This is a genomic window from Paracoccus saliphilus, assembly GCF_028553805.1.
GTDB lineage: Bacteria > Pseudomonadota > Alphaproteobacteria > Rhodobacterales > Rhodobacteraceae > Paracoccus > Paracoccus saliphilus.
The window spans coordinates 112,128-129,742 of sequence record NZ_CP067140.1 but is presented as its reverse complement, the minus strand read 5'-3'; the positions used below and the strand labels follow the sequence as shown (position 1 = coordinate 129,742).

Sequence of the window (17,615 nt, the reverse complement as noted above, 5' to 3'; positions counted from 1 at the left end):
GGCATTGGCCAATACGGACTCAAGACTTGATTATCGCGCGACTTTGAAGACGAGGGATAGGAATGACGCGGCAAATCTATGTGAACGGGGGCTATCTGGCCGAAAGCGAAGCCGTGATTCCCGTCATGGATCGCGGCTTTCTGTTCGGGGACGCGATCTACGAAGTGACCGCGATGATCGGCGGACAACTCATAGATAACGACCTGCATCTGGCACGGCTGGAACGCTCGTTGGCCGCAATCGACATCCCGATGCCGTTACCCCTGGACGGAATCCGCCAGGTGCAGGCGGAATTGATCCGCCGCAACGGCATGAGCGATGGCACCATCTATCTGCAGGTCTCGCGTGGGACGGCCGAACGGGATTTCCTGCCCGCTGCAGAGATTGTTCCGAATTTCGTGGCCTTCACCCAACCCAGGAACCTGCGGGACACACCCGCCCAACGCAACGGGATCTCGGTCGCTCTGATGCCTGACCCGCGTTGGGACCGCCGGGACATCAAGACAAGCATGCTTCTGGGGCAGGTGTTGGCAAAGCAGGCTGCCCATGCACAGGGTTTCGACGATGTCTGGCTGCATGAGGATGGGCAGATTACGGAGGGCGCATCATCCACCGCCTTCATCCTGACCACCGAAGGTACGATCGTGACACGCCCCAATTCCCATTCCACGCTTCCCGGCTGCACGCGACAAGCGGTGTTAAAGCTGATCGAGGCGCGCGGGCTGCGTTTCGAAGAACGGGCGTTTACCATTGCCGAGGCGCAAGAGGCAGAAGAAGCCTTCCTGACAAGCGCCTCCAGCCTGGTTCAGCCAGTGGTGCGGATCGGCGAGCGCATGATCGGTGACGGACGTCCCGGTCCCGCGACCCGGCATCTTCAGGAGCTTTATCTGCAGACCGCAGGAATTCGGGTTGAACCGGTCGAATGAATCACGGAACGGACCGGCAATCGGATCACCTGACAGGGGGAGGCAAGATGGCGCGATATCGGGATTTCGCTGAGGGTCCGGGGCTTTTGCCTCCGGGCACGCGCAATTCGATCACCGATGTTCCGGGAGTCGCGGTTGGGCATCGGACGATCCGGCGCGGTTCAGTGAATACCGGAGTGACCGCGATCTTGCCGCAACCAGGCAATCTGTTCCGGCAGAAACTTACAGCAGCGGCCGAGGTCGTAAACGGTTTCGGCAAAAGCGCAGGGCTCGTGCAGTTGGCCGAGCTGGGCCTGCTGGAAACGCCGGTCCTGCTGACCAACACCTTCGGAGTCGGACGCTGCGTCGATGCGCTGATCGGGCGGATGGTGGCCGAGAACCCCGATATCGGACGCCAGACATCGACGGTGAATGCGGTGGTCGGCGAATGTAACGATGGAAGCTTGTCGGATATTCAGGCCATGGCTGTGACCGAGGCCGATGCCATCGCCGCCATGGACGCCGCAGGAGCGGATTTCGCCGAGGGATCGATCGGCGCTGGCACCGGGATGACCTGTTTCGGCTTCAAGGGCGGGATCGGCAGTTCCTCGCGCCAGCTGAACATATCCGGCACAACACGGCATCTTGGCGCACTGGTGCTGGCGAATTTCGGGCGGGCCGGAGATCTGGTCCTTCCCGATGGTCAACGTCCCGACCCACGCCAGCCTTCGCGCCCCGAGAGTGGGTCGATCATCGTGGTTCTGGCGACCGATATGCCGGTCGATCAGCGCCAGTTGCAGCGGATTTGCCGACGAGCCGGGGCGGGGATTGCTCGGCTCGGGGCTTTTTGGGGCCATGGCAGCGGGGACATCGTTCTGGGCTTCACCACGGCAAACCGTATTCCCCATGACATCGAGCAGGACGTTCTTTCGATGCAGCGTCTGCATGACAGCCATATCGATGACATGTTCCGGGCCGCCTGCGAAGCCACCGAAGAGGCGGTGTTGAATGCTCTTTGCGCGGCAACCGCTGTCGAAGGGCAGGAAGGAGCCACTCGCCCGCTTCTGTCGGATTGGTTCAATGCCAATGCATGACGGTCCAGACGCCCCGCTCAAGAATGAAAATACCGGGCCGCGACAGGCCCTATTCGAAGGAAGCCAGATGCCAGTGAGCTCTCGGGAATCTGCCCGCACACCGATCATCAGCGTCGAGAATGTCTGCGTCAATTTCGATGGGGACGAAGGTAGCTTTCGCGCGGTCAACGACCTGTCCTTCAGCATCGCTCCGGGTGAAACGCTTGCCGTCGTGGGGGAATCCGGCTCCGGCAAATCCGTCACTTCACTGGCGATCATGCGACTGGTCGAATATGGCGGCGGACGCATAGCTGAAGGTGCCGTTCGTTTCACCGACCGTGATGGCCAGACGAACGATCTGACCAGGTATTCGCTGAAAGAGATGGAGGACATCCGCGGCAGGGATATCGCCATGATCTTCCAGGAGCCGATGACCTCGTTGAACCCGGTCTTCACCGTGGGCGAACAGATCGCCGAGGCCGTGCGTCTGCACGAGAAATGCTCGATGAAAGCGGCGCGGGCCGAGGCATTGCGGATGCTGGAAAAGGTCCGCATTCCCGATGCGAAAAGCATCATGGATCGCCACCCGCACCAATTGTCCGGCGGGATGCGCCAGCGGGTGATGATCGCCATGGCGCTGTCCTGCAAGCCGCGCCTGCTGATCGCGGACGAGCCGACAACGGCGCTGGACGTGACCATACAGGCGCAGATCCTGCGGCTGATCCGCTTGCTGCAGGAAGAAATGGACATGTCGGTCCTGTTCATCACGCATGACATGGGCGTTGTGGCCGAAGTCGCAGATCGAGTGCTGGTGATGCGCCACGGCGAAAAGGTCGAGGAAGGTTCCGTCGAGAAGATATTCGACGCTCCGCAACATCCCTATACCAAGGCACTGCTTGCCGCTGTGCCGCGCCTCGGTGCGCTGAAGGAGCAGGACCTGCCGCGCCGCTTCCCGCTGCTCAAGGCGGATGGCGATTACCGGCAGGCTTCTGGCTTCGAGGAATACCCGCCACAAGACACGATCACCTCGGACAGCCCGGTGCTGGAGGTGCGCGATCTGGTGACACGCTTCGATATCCGCAAGGGCCTCTTTTCCCGCGTTTCCGGTCGCGTTCACGCCGTCGAACATGTGAATTTCGATCTGCGACCGGGCGAGACACTGGCTCTGGTGGGCGAATCCGGTTGCGGTAAATCGACGACCGGGCGCAGCATCATGATGCTGGAAGAGGCCAATAGCGGCGAAGTGCTTTATCAGGGCCGGGATATCCTCGCGCTCCCCGATGCCGAAAAGAAGGCCATCCGGCGCAAGATACAATATGTGTTCCAGGACCCGTTTGCTTCGCTGGACCCGCGCCTGACCGTCGGCTTCTCTATTGCGGAACCGTTAATCACCCACGGGCTTGCGGCCAAATCCGAGTTGCAGGACCGGGTTGCGCAGCTATTGCGCGACGTGGGACTGCAGCCCGAACACGCCCGCCGCTATCCGCACCAGTTCTCGGGCGGGCAGCGGCAGCGGATTTGCATCGCGCGCGCGCTGGCCGGTGATCCGGACATCCTGATCACCGACGAGGCGGTGGCGGCTCTGGATGTCTCGATCCAGGCGCAGGTGGTGAACCTGCTGATGGAATTACAGGAAAAACGCGGCCTGTCCTATATCTTCATCAGCCACGACATGGCCGTGATCGAGCGGGTCTCGCATCGCGTCGCCGTGATGTATCTGGGCCAGATCGTGGAGCTGGGCGACCGTCAGCAAGTATTCGAGAATCCCCAACATCCTTACACCCGGCGACTTCTATCCGCCGTGCCAATCGCCTCACCCGCACGGCGCGACCGGAACCGGCCGCTGATCGAAGGCGAGATCCCCAGCCCGGTCCGGGCGCCCGGCGATATGCCGGTCGTCGAACCGCTGGTGCAGGTCGAACCCGGACATTTCGTCGCTCGTCATCCGATCGGCGACTTCAACTGACCATCAGGAAGGAGAACATGATGAAACTTAAATCGCTCATGGCCATAACCGCGCTGACTGCGGCAACAATTCTGCCAATCGCGGGCTGGGCCAAGCCCCTGACCGTTGCCATCAAGGACAACCTGACCGGACTGGACCCGACCAATGTCAACGATACGCTTTCGCAGACTTCGCTGCGCTTGGTTTATCAAGGCCTTTTCGGTTTCGACGAGGACATGAAACTGATCCCGCTGCTGGCCGAAAGCTATGACAGCAACGAGGATGCCACCGAGTTCACTATCAAGCTGCGTCAGGGGATCAAGTTCCATGACGGCACCGATTTCAACGCCGATGCGGTCAAGGTGAATATCGAACGCCTTGCCAATCCCGACAACGGGCTGTCGCGGCGCAGCCTTGTCTCGATGGTGAAAGAGGTGCAGATCGTCGATGACCTCACCGTCAAGCTGGTCCTCGACGAACCCTTCGGTGCGATGATCGCCTCGCTCGCCCATCCTGGTGCGATGATGATCTCGCCCGCGGCATTGGAAAAATACGGCAAGGATATCGACCGCAATCCGATCGGTACCGGCCCCTTCGTCTTCAAGAACTGGGCTGCCGATACGCTGGAAGTCGTCAGGAACGAGGATTACTGGAAGGACGGTCTGCCAAAGGTCGAGGGGATTACCATCCGCTCGGTTCCCGAATCCGGAGCGCGCTTCGCCATGCTGCAAACCGGTGAGGCGCAATTCGTCCCCGGCTTCCCGCCCGAATTGCTGGAGGCGGCCAAGAAGAACCCGGCCCTGACAGTCGAGGCTACGGATTCCATCGTCGAGTACTATGTCGCGCTGAACAACACCAAGGAACCCTTTGACGATGTCCGGGTCCGGCAGGCGCTGAACTACGCGGTGGACAAGGAAGCCTATTGCAAGATTGCCTTTAGCGGGTTGTGCAAACCGGCGGATTCGATCATCCCCGAAATGCTGGCCTTCCATGTGCCGGCTGGGGATTACGCCTATGACCCCGACAAGGCGAAAGAATTGCTGAAAGAGGCAGGGCTTGAAGACGGCTTCCAGGCTGAGTTGTGGGCCGTTTCGAATACCGAAAACCTGCGCGCTGCACAGTTCATCCAGCAACAGCTTGCCCCGATCGGCGTAGAAGTAGAAGTCGTTCCGCTGGAGGCCGGCGTCGCTACGCAGCGTATCTGGTCGGTGGACACGCCCGAGGATGCCGAGGTGCAGATGTATTATGGCGGCTGGTCGTCCTCGACCGGGGATGCGGATTGGGGCATTCGCCCGCTGCTTTATGGCGAAAGCTTCCCGCCTGCGATGTTCAACGTCGCCTATTACAATGACCCCGAGGTCGACAGCGCCATCGAAGGTGCGCTCGGCACTTCGGATCCAGAGAAGCGCGGCGAGTTCTATGCCGATGCCCAGAAACTGGCATGGGAGGGTGCTCCCTGGATCTTCCTGGGAACTGCGCAGAACATCTCGGCCCAAAGCAATACGGTGACGGGCGTTCACATGCTCCCAGATCGCGGCTTCCTGTTGGAAGAGGCGGAATTCACTGAATAATTCTCTGTAAAACACGGAACCGGTTCTCTGGACCGGTTCCGATCAACTGACTGAAAAGAGTTTTCATGCTTGGCTATCTCGTAAAGCGGCTGGTAGGAACGATCCCGGTGATCCTGATGGTTACCGTCTGCGTCTTCGCCTTTGTGCATATGCTTCCGGGCGATCCCGCACGACTGGTCGCCGGACCCGAGGCCTCGCCCGAGGATGTCCTTGCTGTGCGCAAGTCACTGGGGCTGGACAGGCCGTTATCCGAACAGTTCATCCGCTATGTGACTCGTGTCGTTCAGGGGGATTTCGGTATTTCGCTGAAAACCCGGCGTACCGTCATCGAGGAAATAGGCCAGCGCCTGATGCCCACCGTCTGGCTGACGGTATTTGCCATGGCATGGTCGACGGTGATCGGCTTGCTGATCGGCGTGATGTCGGCGGTCAAGCGCGGCAAATGGCCGGACTACCTGGGCATGATCGTCGCGGTGTCGGGCATATCCTTCCCTCCGTTCTGGCTGGGCCTGCTTCTGATCAGCCTCTTTTCGGTACGATTGGGATGGTTCCCCACTGGCGGCTACGGGACCTGGCAGCATTTCGTCATGCCCTCCTTTACCCTCGGCGTCGCCGTCGCGGCGGTCATGGCGCGCTTCACCCGCTCTGCCTTCATCGAGATCGCCCGCGAGGATTACGTCCGAACCGCTCGCGCCAAGGGCGTCCCCGAACGACGGGTTATCTGGCGTCATTCACTGCGGAACGCACTGATCCCGATCATCACCATGGTCGGGCTGCAGTTCGGCTTTCTGCTGGGCGGATCGATCGTGGTCGAAAGCGTATTCTCGTGGCCGGGACTCGGACGGCTACTGGTCGATTCAGTATCCTATCGCGATTATCCCGTGATCCAAGCCCTGATCCTTCTTTTCTCGCTGCAATTCATCCTCATCAACCTGCTGGTCGATGTGCTGTATGTCTTTGCCAATCCGGAGATCCGCTACAAATGACCGAGCTGACAGCCGCGGAGGCACCCGCTGAAAAAATGCGCAAGCCGTTGGCAGAGTTCTGGCGACGCTTCAAGAAACAGAAAGTGGCACTGACAGCGCTGGTCTTTATCCTCGCGCTTGTCCTGGTGGCGGCATTGGCGCCCGTCATCGCGCCCTATAGTCCCAGTGAGCCGGACTATAACGCCGTGCTGCAAGGGCCAAGCGCCGCGCATTGGGCAGGCACAGACGCCTATGGCCGCGACATATTCAGCCGTATCATCTGGGGTGCGCGCATCTCGCTGGCAGTGGGTTTCCTGTCAGTCACCCTGGGCGCGCTTGGGGGTGTCGCCTTGGGGATCATCGCCGGATACTACGGCCGGTGGGTCGATTCCGTGATCATGCGGCTGGCCGATCTTCTGCTGGCCTTTCCCGGCATCCTTCTGGCGATCGCAGTCATCGCCATCCTGGGGCCGGGGATCGTCAACGTGATCTATGCCGTGGCGATCTTTTCGATTCCTGTATTCGCCCGGTTGGCCCGTGGCACGACTTTGCAATTGAAACAAACGGTCTATGTCGATGCTTCCCGCGCGATCGGGGTCAGCCACCGGACCATCATGCTACGCCATATCATGCCGGGCACCTTGCCAAACGTCATCGTCTATTTCTCGATGCGGATCGGCACGTCCATCCTGACGGCTGCCGCGCTCTCCTTCATCGGGTTGGGGGCACAGCCTCCCAGTCCGGAATGGGGGGCGATGCTGGCCGACGGGCGGACCTATATGGGAGTCGCGGATCACCTGACGCTCTTCCCCGGCCTTGCCATCTTCGTGACGGTCCTGGGCTTCAACCTGTTCGGCGACGGGCTTCGCGACGCGCTGGATCCGAAACTGCGCAACATGTGAGGCGGAATAGCGATGCGTATCTATATCTCGGCAGATATCGAGGGCGTAGCGGGTGTGGTCTCCCCCGCGCAAGGACAGGCCGGTCATCCCGAATATGAGAAAGCCCGGGAGTTAATGACCCAAGAGGTCAATGCGGTGATCGAAGGGCTGGTCGAGGCGGGCGCGACGGAAATCCTCGTCAACGACTCCCATGGACCGATGACCAACATTCTGCCGCAACATCTGCATCCTGCCGCAGACCTGATCCTTGGAAAGCCAAAGCCGATGAACATGGCCTGCGGCCTGACGGGCGATTTCGACCTGATGTTCATGACCGGGCATCATTCCATGGCGGGAAAGGGCGGTGTGCTCGCCCATACCACCAATGGTTTTGCCTTTCGCGAAATACGTATCAACGGAACGCCTTGTGGCGAGCCCGCGATCTATGGCGCCTATGCCGGAGAGCTGGGGGTGCCTGTCGGGCTGATCTCGGGCGACGATTGCACCCGGGACGAGAACGCACTGTTCTTCCGGCAAGCCGAATTCGTGACCGTCAAACATTCTTATGGCCATCGCGCAGCGCGCCAGGTATCGGTTGCCCGCGCGCATGCCATGCTGAAAGAAGGTGCGATCCGTGCCGTGAACGAGGCCGGAAACATGAAACCGACGCGCTGGCAGGGGCCGTATCACGCCGAGTTCGTGATGGGGAATGCCGCGCTGGCCGACCAGATGTCGGTGCTGCCGCCCTCGCAGCGGATCGATGCAATGACGATCGGTTTCGATTGTGCCAGCATGGCCGAGGTGATCGGCTGGATGACCGCCCTGTCCGCCATGAGTTTCGCCCTGCGTTGAAAGGAAACCCTGTCATGACCGATATCACCCCTGTCATCGCGCTGCATGGCGGCGCCGGAACCATCCTGAAATCCCGCATGACGCCAGAGCGTGAGACCGCCTATCACGATGGGTTGCGCGCTTGCCTGGCGGCGGGGCTGGAGGTGCTGCAAAAGGGCGGCTCCGCGCTGAATGCGGTAACAGCCTCGGTGATGGCGCTCGAGGAAAACCCGCTGTTCAATGCCGGACGTGGCGCGGTTTTCACCTCGGACGCCACGCACGAGATGGATGCCGCGGTCATGGACGGCGCGACGCGGGAATGCGGCGCGATCTCGGGAATTTGTGGACCGCGCCACCCGGTTCTGGCCGCCCGCGCGGTGATGGAGCAGACCGATCACGTGCTTCTGTCCGGCGATGGCGCCCGCCGCTTTTGCGACGCTTCGGGATTAGAAATGATGGAACCGGACTGGTTCGGAACCGAACCGCGCCGCGCCGCACTGCAGGCCGAACTGGAACGCCGTCGCCTCGGCCAGCCCGACGATGGCGATCCGGCGCGCAAGCATGGCACGGTGGGTGCGGTGGCGCTGGATCGTTCCGGCCATATTGCAGCTGCAACATCGACTGGCGGCATGACCGCGAAGATGCCCGGTCGGGTCGGTGACAGCCCGGTCATCGGCGCCGGCACCTGGGCCGATGACGAGACCGCCGCGATCTCGGCCACGGGTCACGGAGAATATTTCATCCGTTGGGCGGTCGGGCACGAGATCGACGCCCGGATGCGTTGGGGCGGCCAGAACCTTGCGCAAGCAGCCGGGGATGTCGTCGCGGAACTGGGCAGGCTCGGCGGATCTGGGGGTTTGATCGCCGTGGATCGGCAAGGCAATATATGCTTGCCTTTCAACAGTCCGGGCATGTATCGGGCCTGGTCAGACCCGGATGGCACAATACACACGGGAATATATGGTGAGTCCTGAGCCTTCCGATAACTGAGTTGGTTTGCGGGGCCATCCCCGTCAGACTTTAGCCAGATTGATTCCACGGCCTTGCAACTCGGCTCGACAGCATGGATGATACCCATTGCTCAGGCCAGAGGAGGCAACGCATCGACATCATGCCCGATTTTCCGCTGCTGCCCGCCCCGCATGACCCTCGCCTGACCCGGCGCATCACCGGCACCGACCAGACAGGCGCGGAAACCACGCTTTCGGTGGTCGAGGAGCGGCCGCTGACGATCTATCTCAATCGGCAGGAGATCGTCACCGCGATGACGATCGGCGATTATCCCGAGTATCTCGCCCTCGGTTTCCTGCGCAATCAGGGCATGCTGCGCGCCGATGACCGGGTGACCGGGATCGATTACGACGACGAGATCGAAACCGTTGTCGTCCGGACCGAACGCGAGACGTCGTACGAGGAGAAGCTCCAAAAGAAAACCCGCACCAGCGGTTGCGCCGTGGGCACGGTTTTCGGAGATATGATGGAAGGACTAGAAGATCTGACCCTTCCGAAATCCGAAATCCGCACAAGCTGGCTCTATGCGCTGGCGAAAGAGATCAACACCACACCCTCTCTGTATCTGGAGGCCGGGGCGATCCACGGAACGGTGCTATGTCAGCGCGACAGACCGCTGGTCTACATGGAGGATGTCGGCCGCCACAATGCCGTGGACAAGATTGCCGGGTACATGTTCCGCCATGATATCGGTGCGGCTGACAAGATCCTTTACACGACCGGGCGGCTGACCTCGGAAATGGTCATCAAGACGGCGCTGATGGGCATTCCCGCCCTGGCCTCGCGCTCTGGTTTCACCGCATGGGGCGTCGAGATCGCACGTCGTGTCGGGCTTACCCTGATCGGACGGATGCGCGGGCAACGCTTCGTCTGTCTCAGCGGCGAAGAACGCCTGATCCGCGACGCCGATCCGAAAAGCATCCCCGAAGAAGACCGCAAACAGCACCGCAAGGCCGCAACATGAACCGCCCGCTTGGTGTCATCCTAGCCGGCGGGCTTGCGACCCGGATGGGCGGCGGTGACAAGGGGTTGCTGCGGGTCGGGGGACAATCGCTGCTGGCACATGTGATTGCGCGGCTGGAACCGCAGGTGGCCGGTCTGGCCTTGAACGCCAATGGCGATCCTACCCGCTTCGCCGATTTCGGCCTGCCGGTTCTGCCCGACAGCATCGGCGGCTTTCCGGGTCCGTTGGCCGGTGTGCTGGCTGGACTGGACTGGGCTGCCGGAAAAGGCGCGGATGCGATCGTGACAGTTGCCGCCGATACGCCCTTCTTCCCCACCGATCTGGTGACAAGGCTCTTTCTGGCCGCCGAGGGCAAAGACCATCCTCTTGCCATGGCCACGACCCCGCGCGCGGATGGCGAAGCGCTGAAATCCGGAGGAAAGCGCATCAACCGCCACCCGACATTCGGTCTTTGGCCCGTTGCCTTGCGCGACGATCTGCGGGCCGCTCTTCATGATGGATTGCGCAAGGTCGTGCTATGGACCGATCGTCACGATGCGGGTGAAGCATTGTTCCCCGCTGTCCCCTTCGACCCGTTCTTCAACGTCAACACAGCCGAGGATCTGGCGCGCGCCGAAGTCTTGGCGAACGGGGCCACCCCATGAAGCTCTACGGCGTCACCGGCTGGAAAAATACGGGCAAGACCGGCTTGATGGAGCGTCTGGTCACCGAAGTCTCGTCACGAGGCCTGACGGTATCTACCATCAAGCATGCCCATCACGATACCGATATCGACCAGCCCGGCCGCGACAGCCACCGCCATCGCGAGGCGGGGGCACGGGAGGTGTTGCTGTCCACGCCGCGCCGTTGGGCCTTGATGCACGAGTTGCGCGGCGCTGGGGAACCGCCACTGGCTGATTTGCTGCCTCGTCTCTCCCCGGTCGATCTGGTTCTGATCGAGGGCTACAAGAATGAACCGCACCCGAAGATCGAAGCTTATCGTCAGATCATCGACCGCCCGCTGCTTGCCTCGAAGATCGAAACCATCCATGCCGTTGCCACCGATGGGCCGGTTGACACCGCGCTGCCGGTTTTCGACCTTGATGACACAGCCGCCATTGCCGATTTCATCCTGAGCGAGGTTGCACGATGAAAACTGACAATTTCGCCATGCCACAAGGGGTGGATTGGATCCCGGTCGATACCGCACTGAACCGGTTGCGCAACATCTTGCAGCCGGTGACCCGCACCGAAACCCTGGCGACAGCGCAAGCGGCGGGTCGCGTTCTGGCCGAGGCGTGCATCGCCCGCCGCTCGAATCCACCGCAGCCCAATTCCGCCGTCGATGGCTATGGCTTTGCTCATACCGTCACCGGCGACGGGCCGCAGCGCCTGCCTCTGGTCGAGGGGCGGGCCGCTGCGGGGCAGCCATGGACGCAGCCGGTTCCCGAGGGCAAGGCGATCCGCATCCTGACCGGGGCGACCTTGCCCGAGGGCGTAGATACCGTCGTATTAGAGGAAGACACCACCACTGATGACTCGTCGGTCATGTTCGAGGGCCCTGTCAAACGAGGCAGCAACACCCGCAAGGCAGGCGAGGACGTCACCGAAGGCACCGCTGCCCTGCCTGCTGGCCGCAAATTGCGCGCTCCCGATCTGGCGCTGCTTTCTGCTGTCGGTATTGCGCACGTGACGGTGCATCGCCCGTTGCGGGTCGGGGTGCTCTCGACCGGGGACGAAATAATCGCCGCGCCCGACTTGCCCGCCCTCCCGCATCAGATATGGGACGCCAATCGCCCCATGCTGCTGTCACTGGCCGCAGGCTGGGGATATGAGCCGGTGGATCTCGGCCATGCGCCGGATAGCGACGAGGCCGTGAGAGAACGCCTGGACGATGGCGCTCGCCGCACCGATGTCATCCTGACTTCTGGCGGAGCCTCGGCGGGGGACGAGGATCACGTCTCTGCCCTGCTGAAATCGCATGGCACCCTGTCGAGCTGGCGTATCGCGCTCAAGCCCGGACGCCCGCTGGCCCTGGCAAAATGGGATGGCGTGCCGGTTTTCGGATTGCCGGGCAATCCGGTCGCCGCTCTCGTCTGTTCCTTGATATTCGCGCGCCCCGCCCTTTCGCTATTGGCCGGGGCAGGTTGGACGGTCCCGCAGGGCTTTGCCGTGCCCGCCGCCTTCTCCAAGCGCAAGAAACCCGGACGCCGCGAATATCTGCGCGCCCGCCTGAACGCCGAAGGCCGGGCCGAGGTCTTTGCGTCGGAAGGATCTGGCCGGATCAGTGGGCTAAGTTGGGCCGATGGATTGGTGGAACTGCCTGATGAGGCCGCCGAGATCGAACCGGGCGTCCCGGTCAGGTATCTGCCCTATTCCTCCTTTGGACTGGCCTGAGTCCTACCGCTTGCGAATCAGATAGGCCTGCGCCTCGCCTTCATCCTGCTGTTCAAGCAGCTCATGTCCGGATTCCGCGCAGAAATGCGGCACGTCGATCACCGCAGCCGGATCCGTCGCCACCACACGCAACACCTCGCCCGCCGCCATGCCCTGAAGGCGTTTGCGTGCCTTCAGGACCGGCAATGGACATAGAAGGCCCCGCGCATCAAGTTCCTGATCCCATGTCATATGGACGTGATAGGCTTGCTTATTCGCGCTGTCCATAACCGTCTTATTGATAGATATCTTCTATCGTATGACGGTATGTCGATATTGACCAGCCGTGGTATAATGGCCCACAAACTCCACAAAGCCCCACCACAATGGCAGGAAATTATGGCACTTGATCAGCAAAAAGGCATCTGGAGCTCAGGCCGTGGAAACGGCAAGGGACGTGGCACCCCCAAGGGCCGCCAACTGGATGACACCGCATGGGATCAGGTCAGGGCGCTTTTAGGAGACAAACCGCGCCGCCGCGACCTGCTGATAGAATTTCTGCATTTGATTCAGGACGAATACGGCCACTTGTCGGCCGCGCATCTGCGTGCCCTTGCCGAAGAAATGCGGTTGTCGATGGCCGAGGTCTGGGAAGTCGCCACGTTCTATGCCCATTTCGATCCGGTGACCGAGGACGAAACCCCGCCACCTGACCTGACCATCCGCGTCTGTGATTCGCTGTCCTGCGAGCTTGCCGGGTCAGAAGCTCTGCTGGACGCGCTCCAATCAGGCCACGACCCGTCACGAATCCGTGTTCTGCGCGCACCCTGCATGGGTCGTTGCGACACCGCCCCCGTGGCAGAGATCGGCCATCGCCATGTCGATTTCGCAACGCCGGAGATAATCGAAAAGACCATCGCCGGCGGCGACCTGCACCCGATCATCCCCGAATATCAGGACTTCATCGCCTATCAGGCGGGCGGCGGCTATACCAAGCTTGCGGAACTGCGCAAAAGCGGCGACTGGCAAGAGATCCAGCAGGAATTGCTGGACGGCGGTCTGCGCGGCATGGGCGGGGCAGGTTTTCCATCAGGAAAGAAATGGGGCTTCGTGCGTGCCAATCCGGGACCGCGTTACCTTGCCGTGAACGGCGACGAGGGCGAACCGGGCACGTTCAAGGATCGCTATTATCTTGAACGCGAGCCACATCTGATGCTGGAGGGCATGCTGATCGCGGCTTGGGCGGTCGAGGCAGAGAAGTGCTTCCTCTATATGCGCGATGAATACCCCGCCGTTCTGAAGATCCTGAAAAAGGAAATCGCTGCTCTCGAACAGGCAGGCATCGTGGAGCCGGGCTATATAGACCTGCGGCGCGGCGCAGGGGCCTATATCTGCGGCGAAGAGTCCGCGATGATCGAATCGATCGAAGGTAAGCGCGGTCTGCCCCGGCTACGGCCTCCTTATGTCGCGCAGGACGGTGTCTTCGGCCAGCCGACGCTGGTTCATAATGTAGAAACATTGCACCTGGTCGCTCGTATCTGCCGCGAGGGCCATCAGTTCAACTCCGGTGTCGAGCATAACGGCCGCACGGGGATGCGCAGTTATTCGCTGTCGGGCCGGGTCGCTAATCCGGGGGTCTATTTCCTGCCCGCTGGCACCACGATCCGCGAATTGATCGAGGCCGCCGGAGGCATGACCGAAGGTCACGAGTTCAAGGCCTATCAGCCGGGCGGTCCTTCATCGGGCCTGCTGCCCGCATCGCTGGACGATGTGCCGCTGGATTTCGACACGTTGCAGCCACATGGCACTTTCATCGGCTCGGCGGCAGTGGTGGTCCTGTCCGACAAGGACAGCGCCAAGGCGGTCGCGCTCAACATGCTGCGGTTCTTCGAATCGGAAAGCTGCGGACAATGCACCCCCTGCCGGGTGGGCTGCGAGAAAGCGGTCAAGCTGATGCAGGCGGATCAATGGGACAAGCCTCTGCTGGACGACCTGTGCGACGTGATGATCGACGCCTCGATTTGCGGGCTTGGCCAGGCCGCGCCCAACCCGATCCGGTTGGTGATGGAACATTTTGCGGATGAAGTCGGCGGCGGCCGGAAAGACGGGGACAAGGCATGAAGGATCATATTGACATCAAACAGGTGACTTTCACGCTCGACGGCGAAGAGGTCACTGTCCCCGAAGGCACTACCATCTGGGAGGCCGCGCATGGCCGTGGCATCACCATCCCGCATCTATGCCACAAACCCGCGCCGGGCTATCAACCCGATGGCAACTGCCGTGCCTGCATGGTCGAGATCGAGGGCGAACGGGTTCTGGCCGCATCCTGCTGCCGCGCCGCGTCCGAAGGCATGGAGGTCAAATCTGCCAGCGAACGGGCCGAGAAATCACGACGCATGGTGATGGAGCTTTTGCTGGCCGATCAGCCCGAACGGGCCGAGGCCCATGACTCGGGTAGCCATTTCTGGGACATGGCCGAACTGAACGGTGTCGAGGAAAGCCGCTTCCCGCAGGTTGAGAAAAGCCGCATCCCGCTTTTGGACGACAGCCATGTCGCCATGCGGGTCAATATGGACGCCTGTATCCAGTGCAACCTCTGCGTCCGCGCCTGCCGCGATGTTCAGGTCAATGACGTGATCGGCATGGCCGGTCGTGGGCATGACAGTTTCCCGACCTTCGATATGGACGACCCGATGGGCGACAGCACCTGCGTCGCTTGCGGCGAATGCGTGCAGGCCTGCCCGACCGGCGCATTGATGCCCGCAACAGTCCTGGATGACAAGCAGCATGGCGACAGCAAGGACTTCGATGAAGAGGTGCAGTCGATCTGCCCATTCTGCGGCGTCGGCTGCCAAGTGTCGCTCAAGCTCAAGGATGGTAATGTCAAATATGTCGAAGGCATCAACGGTCCCGCCAATGAGGGCCGGCTCTGCGTCAAGGGCCGCTTCGGCTATGACTATATCCACCACCCACACCGCCTGACCAAGCCGTTGATCCGGCGTGAGGGTGTCGAAAAAGGTCTGAACGTCGATCCGGCCAATCCCTTCACCCATTTCCGCGAGGCAAGCTGGGATGAGGCACTCGATTTCGCGGCAGGCGGCATGGCACGGCTCCGCGATACCGAGGGCGGCGAAGCGGTCGCCGGTTTTGGCAGCGCCAAATGCACCAATGAAGAAGCCTACCTGTTCCAGAAGCTGATCCGTCAGGGCTTCCGTCACAACAATGTCGATCACTGCACGCGTCTCTGTCATGCCTCATCGGTAGCGGCACTGATGGAGAATGTCGGCAGCGGCGCTGTGACCGCGACCTTCAACGAGATCGAGAATGCCGATGTCGCCATCGTCATCGGCGCGAACCCGATCGAGAACCATCCAGTCGCCGCGACCTTCTTCAAGCAATTCACCAAGCGTGGCGGAAAGCTGATCGTGATGGATCCCCGTGCGCAATCGCTGAAACGGTTTGCCTCCCATCTGCTGCAATTCCGCCCCGGAGCGGATGTGCCGCTCTTGAACGCAATGATGTGCGTGATCGTCGAGGAAGGGCTTTACGACCAGGAATATATCGATGGCTTCACTGAGAATTGGGAAGTCGAGAAACAGCATCTTGCCGGATTCGCTCCTGAGACGATGGAAGAATTAACCGGCGTCGATGCTGAAACGATTCGTCAGGCAGCACGCGAATTCGCCACAGCGAAGGCCGGGATGATCTTCTGGGGAATGGGCGTATCGCAGCATGTTCACGGCACCGACAATTCGCGTTGCCTGATCAATCTTGCCCTGATGACCGGCAATGTCGGCAGGCCGGGCACCGGATTGCATCCCCTGCGCGGTCAGAACAATGTTCAGGGGGCTTCCGATGCTGGTCTGATCCCGATGTTCCTGCCGGATTACCAGGACGTTACAGATGATGGTGTCCGCTCGGCGTTCAACGAGATCTGGCAATCGGACGATTTCAGCGCCCAGAAGGGTCTGACCGTGACCGAGATCATGGATGCGATCCATGCGGACGAGATCAAGAGCATGTATATCCTGGGCGAAAACCCGGCCATGTCCGATCCGGACGTGACCCATGCCCGCGATGCCCTGGCCAAGCTGGAGCATCTGGTTGTGCAGGACATCTTCCTGACCGAGACCGCCAATTACGCCGATGTCATCCTGCCCGCAGCCGCTTTCTACGAGAAGGACGGCACCGTGACCAACACCAACCGGCAGGTGCAGATGGGCCGCGCTGCCGCGACCCCACCGGGGGAGGCGCGCGAGGATTGGCAAATCACCGTGGATCTGGCCCGGCGGTTGGGACTGGACTGGAACTACACCCATCCCTCGGAAGTGTTTGCCGAGATGAAGCGTGGCATGCCCTCGCTGGACAATATCACCTGGGATCGTCTCGCGACGGAAAATGCCGTGACCTATCCGAGCCTGTCCCCCGAGGACCCAGGGCAGAGTATCGTCTTTGGCGATGGCTTCCCGCGTGAAAGCGGGCGCGCCCGGTTCACCCCGGCAAGCGTCATCCCCCCGGACGAGCAACCCGACGCCGAATATCCGATGATCCTGACCACTGGGCGGCAGTTGGAGCATTGGCATACCGGCTCGATGACACGCCGTTCGCGGGTGCTGGACGCGGTCGAGCCGCAGGCCAATTGTTCACTGCATCCTTCGACCCTGCGCAAGCTGGGCGTCGAGGCGGGCGGTTCGGTCAAGCTGGCAACCCGGCGGGGAGAGATCACCCTGATGGCCCGCTCTGACCGTGCGGTCTCGCCGGACATGGTGTTCCTGCCTTTCGCCTTTGTCGAGGCGGCGGCGAATATCCTGACCAACCCGGCGCTGGACCCATACGGCAAGATACCGGAGTTCAAATTCGCTGCCGTGAAGGTGACGGCGGCGTAACCTGCGTCCCGCGATGGCCGGGGAGTTCCGCGCCCCCCGGATCCTCGCGGGATATTTTCATGAAGAAGAAGCAGGGCTTTCATTCGCGAGGGCCAACCCTCAATCCAGCCGGACATTCGGGCTGGAATAGACCTCTTGCGACGAGAACCCCGTTTCGCCAAGCACCAGCCAGGCGCCGAGACTGACGGCAATCATCACGATGAGCCCGGTCAGCACTGCCTTCAT

16 protein-coding genes are annotated in these 17,615 nt (G+C 61.3%); 14 read left to right on the top strand and 2 right to left on the bottom strand.

Annotation, left to right across the window (positions count from 1 at the left end):
• Positions 1-62 precede the first annotated feature (62 nt).
• From JHX88_RS00595 to JHX88_RS00540, 12 genes are all read left to right on the top strand, one after another.
• Positions 63-926, top strand: a complete 864-nt coding sequence (locus tag JHX88_RS00595) for a D-amino-acid transaminase (RefSeq protein WP_076522318.1) — start codon at positions 63-65, stop codon at positions 924-926.
• A gap of 47 nt (positions 927-973) precedes the next feature.
• Positions 974-1,999 carry a DmpA family aminopeptidase gene (locus JHX88_RS00590; protein ID WP_076522852.1) on the top strand — a complete coding sequence of 342 codons (1,026 nt, stop codon included), beginning with the start codon at positions 974-976 and terminating at the stop codon, positions 1,997-1,999.
• A gap of 73 nt (positions 2,000-2,072) precedes the next feature.
• A complete protein-coding gene (locus JHX88_RS00585; protein ID WP_272848145.1) occupies positions 2,073-3,944 on the top strand; it encodes a dipeptide ABC transporter ATP-binding protein in 1,872 nt (623 codons plus the stop codon).
• 17 nt (positions 3,945-3,961) lie between these two features.
• Positions 3,962-5,494, top strand: a complete 1,533-nt coding sequence (locus tag JHX88_RS00580) for a glutathione ABC transporter substrate-binding protein (RefSeq protein ID WP_272848144.1) — start codon at positions 3,962-3,964, stop codon at positions 5,492-5,494.
• A 65-nt stretch (positions 5,495-5,559) separates the two neighbouring features.
• Positions 5,560-6,480 (top strand): glutathione ABC transporter permease GsiC, encoded by a 921-nt coding sequence (gene gsiC, locus JHX88_RS00575; protein ID WP_076522317.1) that lies wholly within the window; start codon positions 5,560-5,562, stop codon positions 6,478-6,480.
• Positions 6,477-7,361: an ABC transporter permease subunit gene (locus tag JHX88_RS00570; protein WP_076522316.1), complete on the top strand. Its 885-nt coding sequence runs from the start codon at positions 6,477-6,479 to the stop codon at positions 7,359-7,361. Before gsiC ends, JHX88_RS00570 begins: the two co-directional genes overlap by 4 nt.
• Positions 7,362-7,373: 12 nt before the next feature.
• A complete protein-coding gene (locus JHX88_RS00565; RefSeq protein WP_076522315.1) occupies positions 7,374-8,192 on the top strand; it encodes a M55 family metallopeptidase in 819 nt (272 codons plus the stop codon).
• Positions 8,193-8,206: 14 nt separating this feature from the next.
• Positions 8,207-9,145, top strand: coding sequence for an isoaspartyl peptidase/L-asparaginase family protein (locus JHX88_RS00560; protein WP_076522314.1), 939 nt, complete (start codon positions 8,207-8,209; stop codon positions 9,143-9,145).
• A gap of 137 nt (positions 9,146-9,282) precedes the next feature.
• Positions 9,283-10,146, top strand: coding sequence for a formate dehydrogenase accessory sulfurtransferase FdhD (locus JHX88_RS00555; protein WP_084202705.1), 864 nt, complete (start codon positions 9,283-9,285; stop codon positions 10,144-10,146).
• A complete protein-coding gene (mobA, locus tag JHX88_RS00550; protein WP_076522312.1) occupies positions 10,143-10,790 on the top strand; it encodes a molybdenum cofactor guanylyltransferase MobA in 648 nt (215 codons plus the stop codon). The genes JHX88_RS00555 and mobA overlap by 4 nt, the downstream gene beginning before the upstream one ends.
• Positions 10,787-11,278, top strand: a complete 492-nt coding sequence (mobB, locus tag JHX88_RS00545; RefSeq protein ID WP_076522311.1) for a molybdopterin-guanine dinucleotide biosynthesis protein B — start codon at positions 10,787-10,789, stop codon at positions 11,276-11,278. The genes mobA and mobB overlap by 4 nt, the downstream gene beginning before the upstream one ends.
• The gene (locus JHX88_RS00540) at positions 11,275-12,522 is read left to right on the top strand and encodes a molybdopterin-binding protein (RefSeq protein WP_076522310.1); all 1,248 of its coding nucleotides are present in this window, start codon (positions 11,275-11,277) and stop codon (positions 12,520-12,522) included. The genes mobB and JHX88_RS00540 overlap by 4 nt, the downstream gene beginning before the upstream one ends.
• Positions 12,523-12,525: 3 nt before the next feature.
• On the opposite strand, the gene JHX88_RS00535 is transcribed toward JHX88_RS00540, so the two are convergent.
• The gene (locus JHX88_RS00535) at positions 12,526-12,753 is read right to left on the bottom strand and encodes a sulfurtransferase TusA family protein (protein ID WP_076522846.1); all 228 of its coding nucleotides are present in this window, start codon (positions 12,751-12,753) and stop codon (positions 12,526-12,528) included.
• Positions 12,754-12,900: 147 nt separating this feature from the next.
• Here JHX88_RS00535 and JHX88_RS00530 point away from each other — a divergent pair, with 147 nt between their 5' ends.
• Both JHX88_RS00530 and fdhF read left to right on the top strand, forming a co-directional pair.
• On the top strand, positions 12,901-14,622 hold the full coding sequence (locus JHX88_RS00530; RefSeq protein ID WP_076522309.1) for an NAD(P)H-dependent oxidoreductase subunit E: 1,722 nt from the start codon (positions 12,901-12,903) through the stop codon (positions 14,620-14,622).
• Entirely contained in the window at positions 14,619-17,390 is a 2,772-nt protein-coding gene (gene fdhF / locus JHX88_RS00525) for a formate dehydrogenase subunit alpha (protein WP_076522308.1), read from the top strand. Before JHX88_RS00530 ends, fdhF begins: the two co-directional genes overlap by 4 nt.
• A 99-nt stretch (positions 17,391-17,489) precedes the next feature.
• Here fdhF and JHX88_RS00520 read toward each other — a convergent pair whose 3' ends face one another.
• Entirely contained in the window at positions 17,490-17,615 is a 126-nt protein-coding gene (locus JHX88_RS00520) for a hypothetical protein (protein WP_272848143.1), read from the bottom strand.

Coding starts and splice junctions, on each gene's coding strand:
- JHX88_RS00520 (WP_272848143.1), bottom strand. CDS start 17,615: ATGAAGGCAGTGCTGACCGGGCTCATCGTGATGATTGCCGTCAGTCTC.
- fdhF (WP_076522308.1), top strand. CDS start 14,619: ATGAAGGATCATATTGACATCAAACAGGTGACTTTCACGCTCGACGGC.
- JHX88_RS00570 (WP_076522316.1), top strand. CDS start 6,477: ATGACCGAGCTGACAGCCGCGGAGGCACCCGCTGAAAAAATGCGCAAG.
- gsiC (WP_076522317.1), top strand. CDS start 5,560: ATGCTTGGCTATCTCGTAAAGCGGCTGGTAGGAACGATCCCGGTGATC.
- mobA (WP_076522312.1), top strand. CDS start 10,143: ATGAACCGCCCGCTTGGTGTCATCCTAGCCGGCGGGCTTGCGACCCGG.
- JHX88_RS00565 (WP_076522315.1), top strand. CDS start 7,374: ATGCGTATCTATATCTCGGCAGATATCGAGGGCGTAGCGGGTGTGGTC.
- JHX88_RS00590 (WP_076522852.1), top strand. CDS start 974: ATGGCGCGATATCGGGATTTCGCTGAGGGTCCGGGGCTTTTGCCTCCG.
- JHX88_RS00560 (WP_076522314.1), top strand. CDS start 8,207: ATGACCGATATCACCCCTGTCATCGCGCTGCATGGCGGCGCCGGAACC.
- JHX88_RS00535 (WP_076522846.1), bottom strand. CDS start 12,753: ATGACATGGGATCAGGAACTTGATGCGCGGGGCCTTCTATGTCCATTG.
- mobB (WP_076522311.1), top strand. CDS start 10,787: ATGAAGCTCTACGGCGTCACCGGCTGGAAAAATACGGGCAAGACCGGC.
- JHX88_RS00555 (WP_084202705.1), top strand. CDS start 9,283: ATGCCCGATTTTCCGCTGCTGCCCGCCCCGCATGACCCTCGCCTGACC.
- JHX88_RS00580 (WP_272848144.1), top strand. CDS start 3,962: ATGATGAAACTTAAATCGCTCATGGCCATAACCGCGCTGACTGCGGCA.
- JHX88_RS00530 (WP_076522309.1), top strand. CDS start 12,901: ATGGCACTTGATCAGCAAAAAGGCATCTGGAGCTCAGGCCGTGGAAAC.
- JHX88_RS00595 (WP_076522318.1), top strand. CDS start 63: ATGACGCGGCAAATCTATGTGAACGGGGGCTATCTGGCCGAAAGCGAA.
- JHX88_RS00540 (WP_076522310.1), top strand. CDS start 11,275: ATGAAAACTGACAATTTCGCCATGCCACAAGGGGTGGATTGGATCCCG.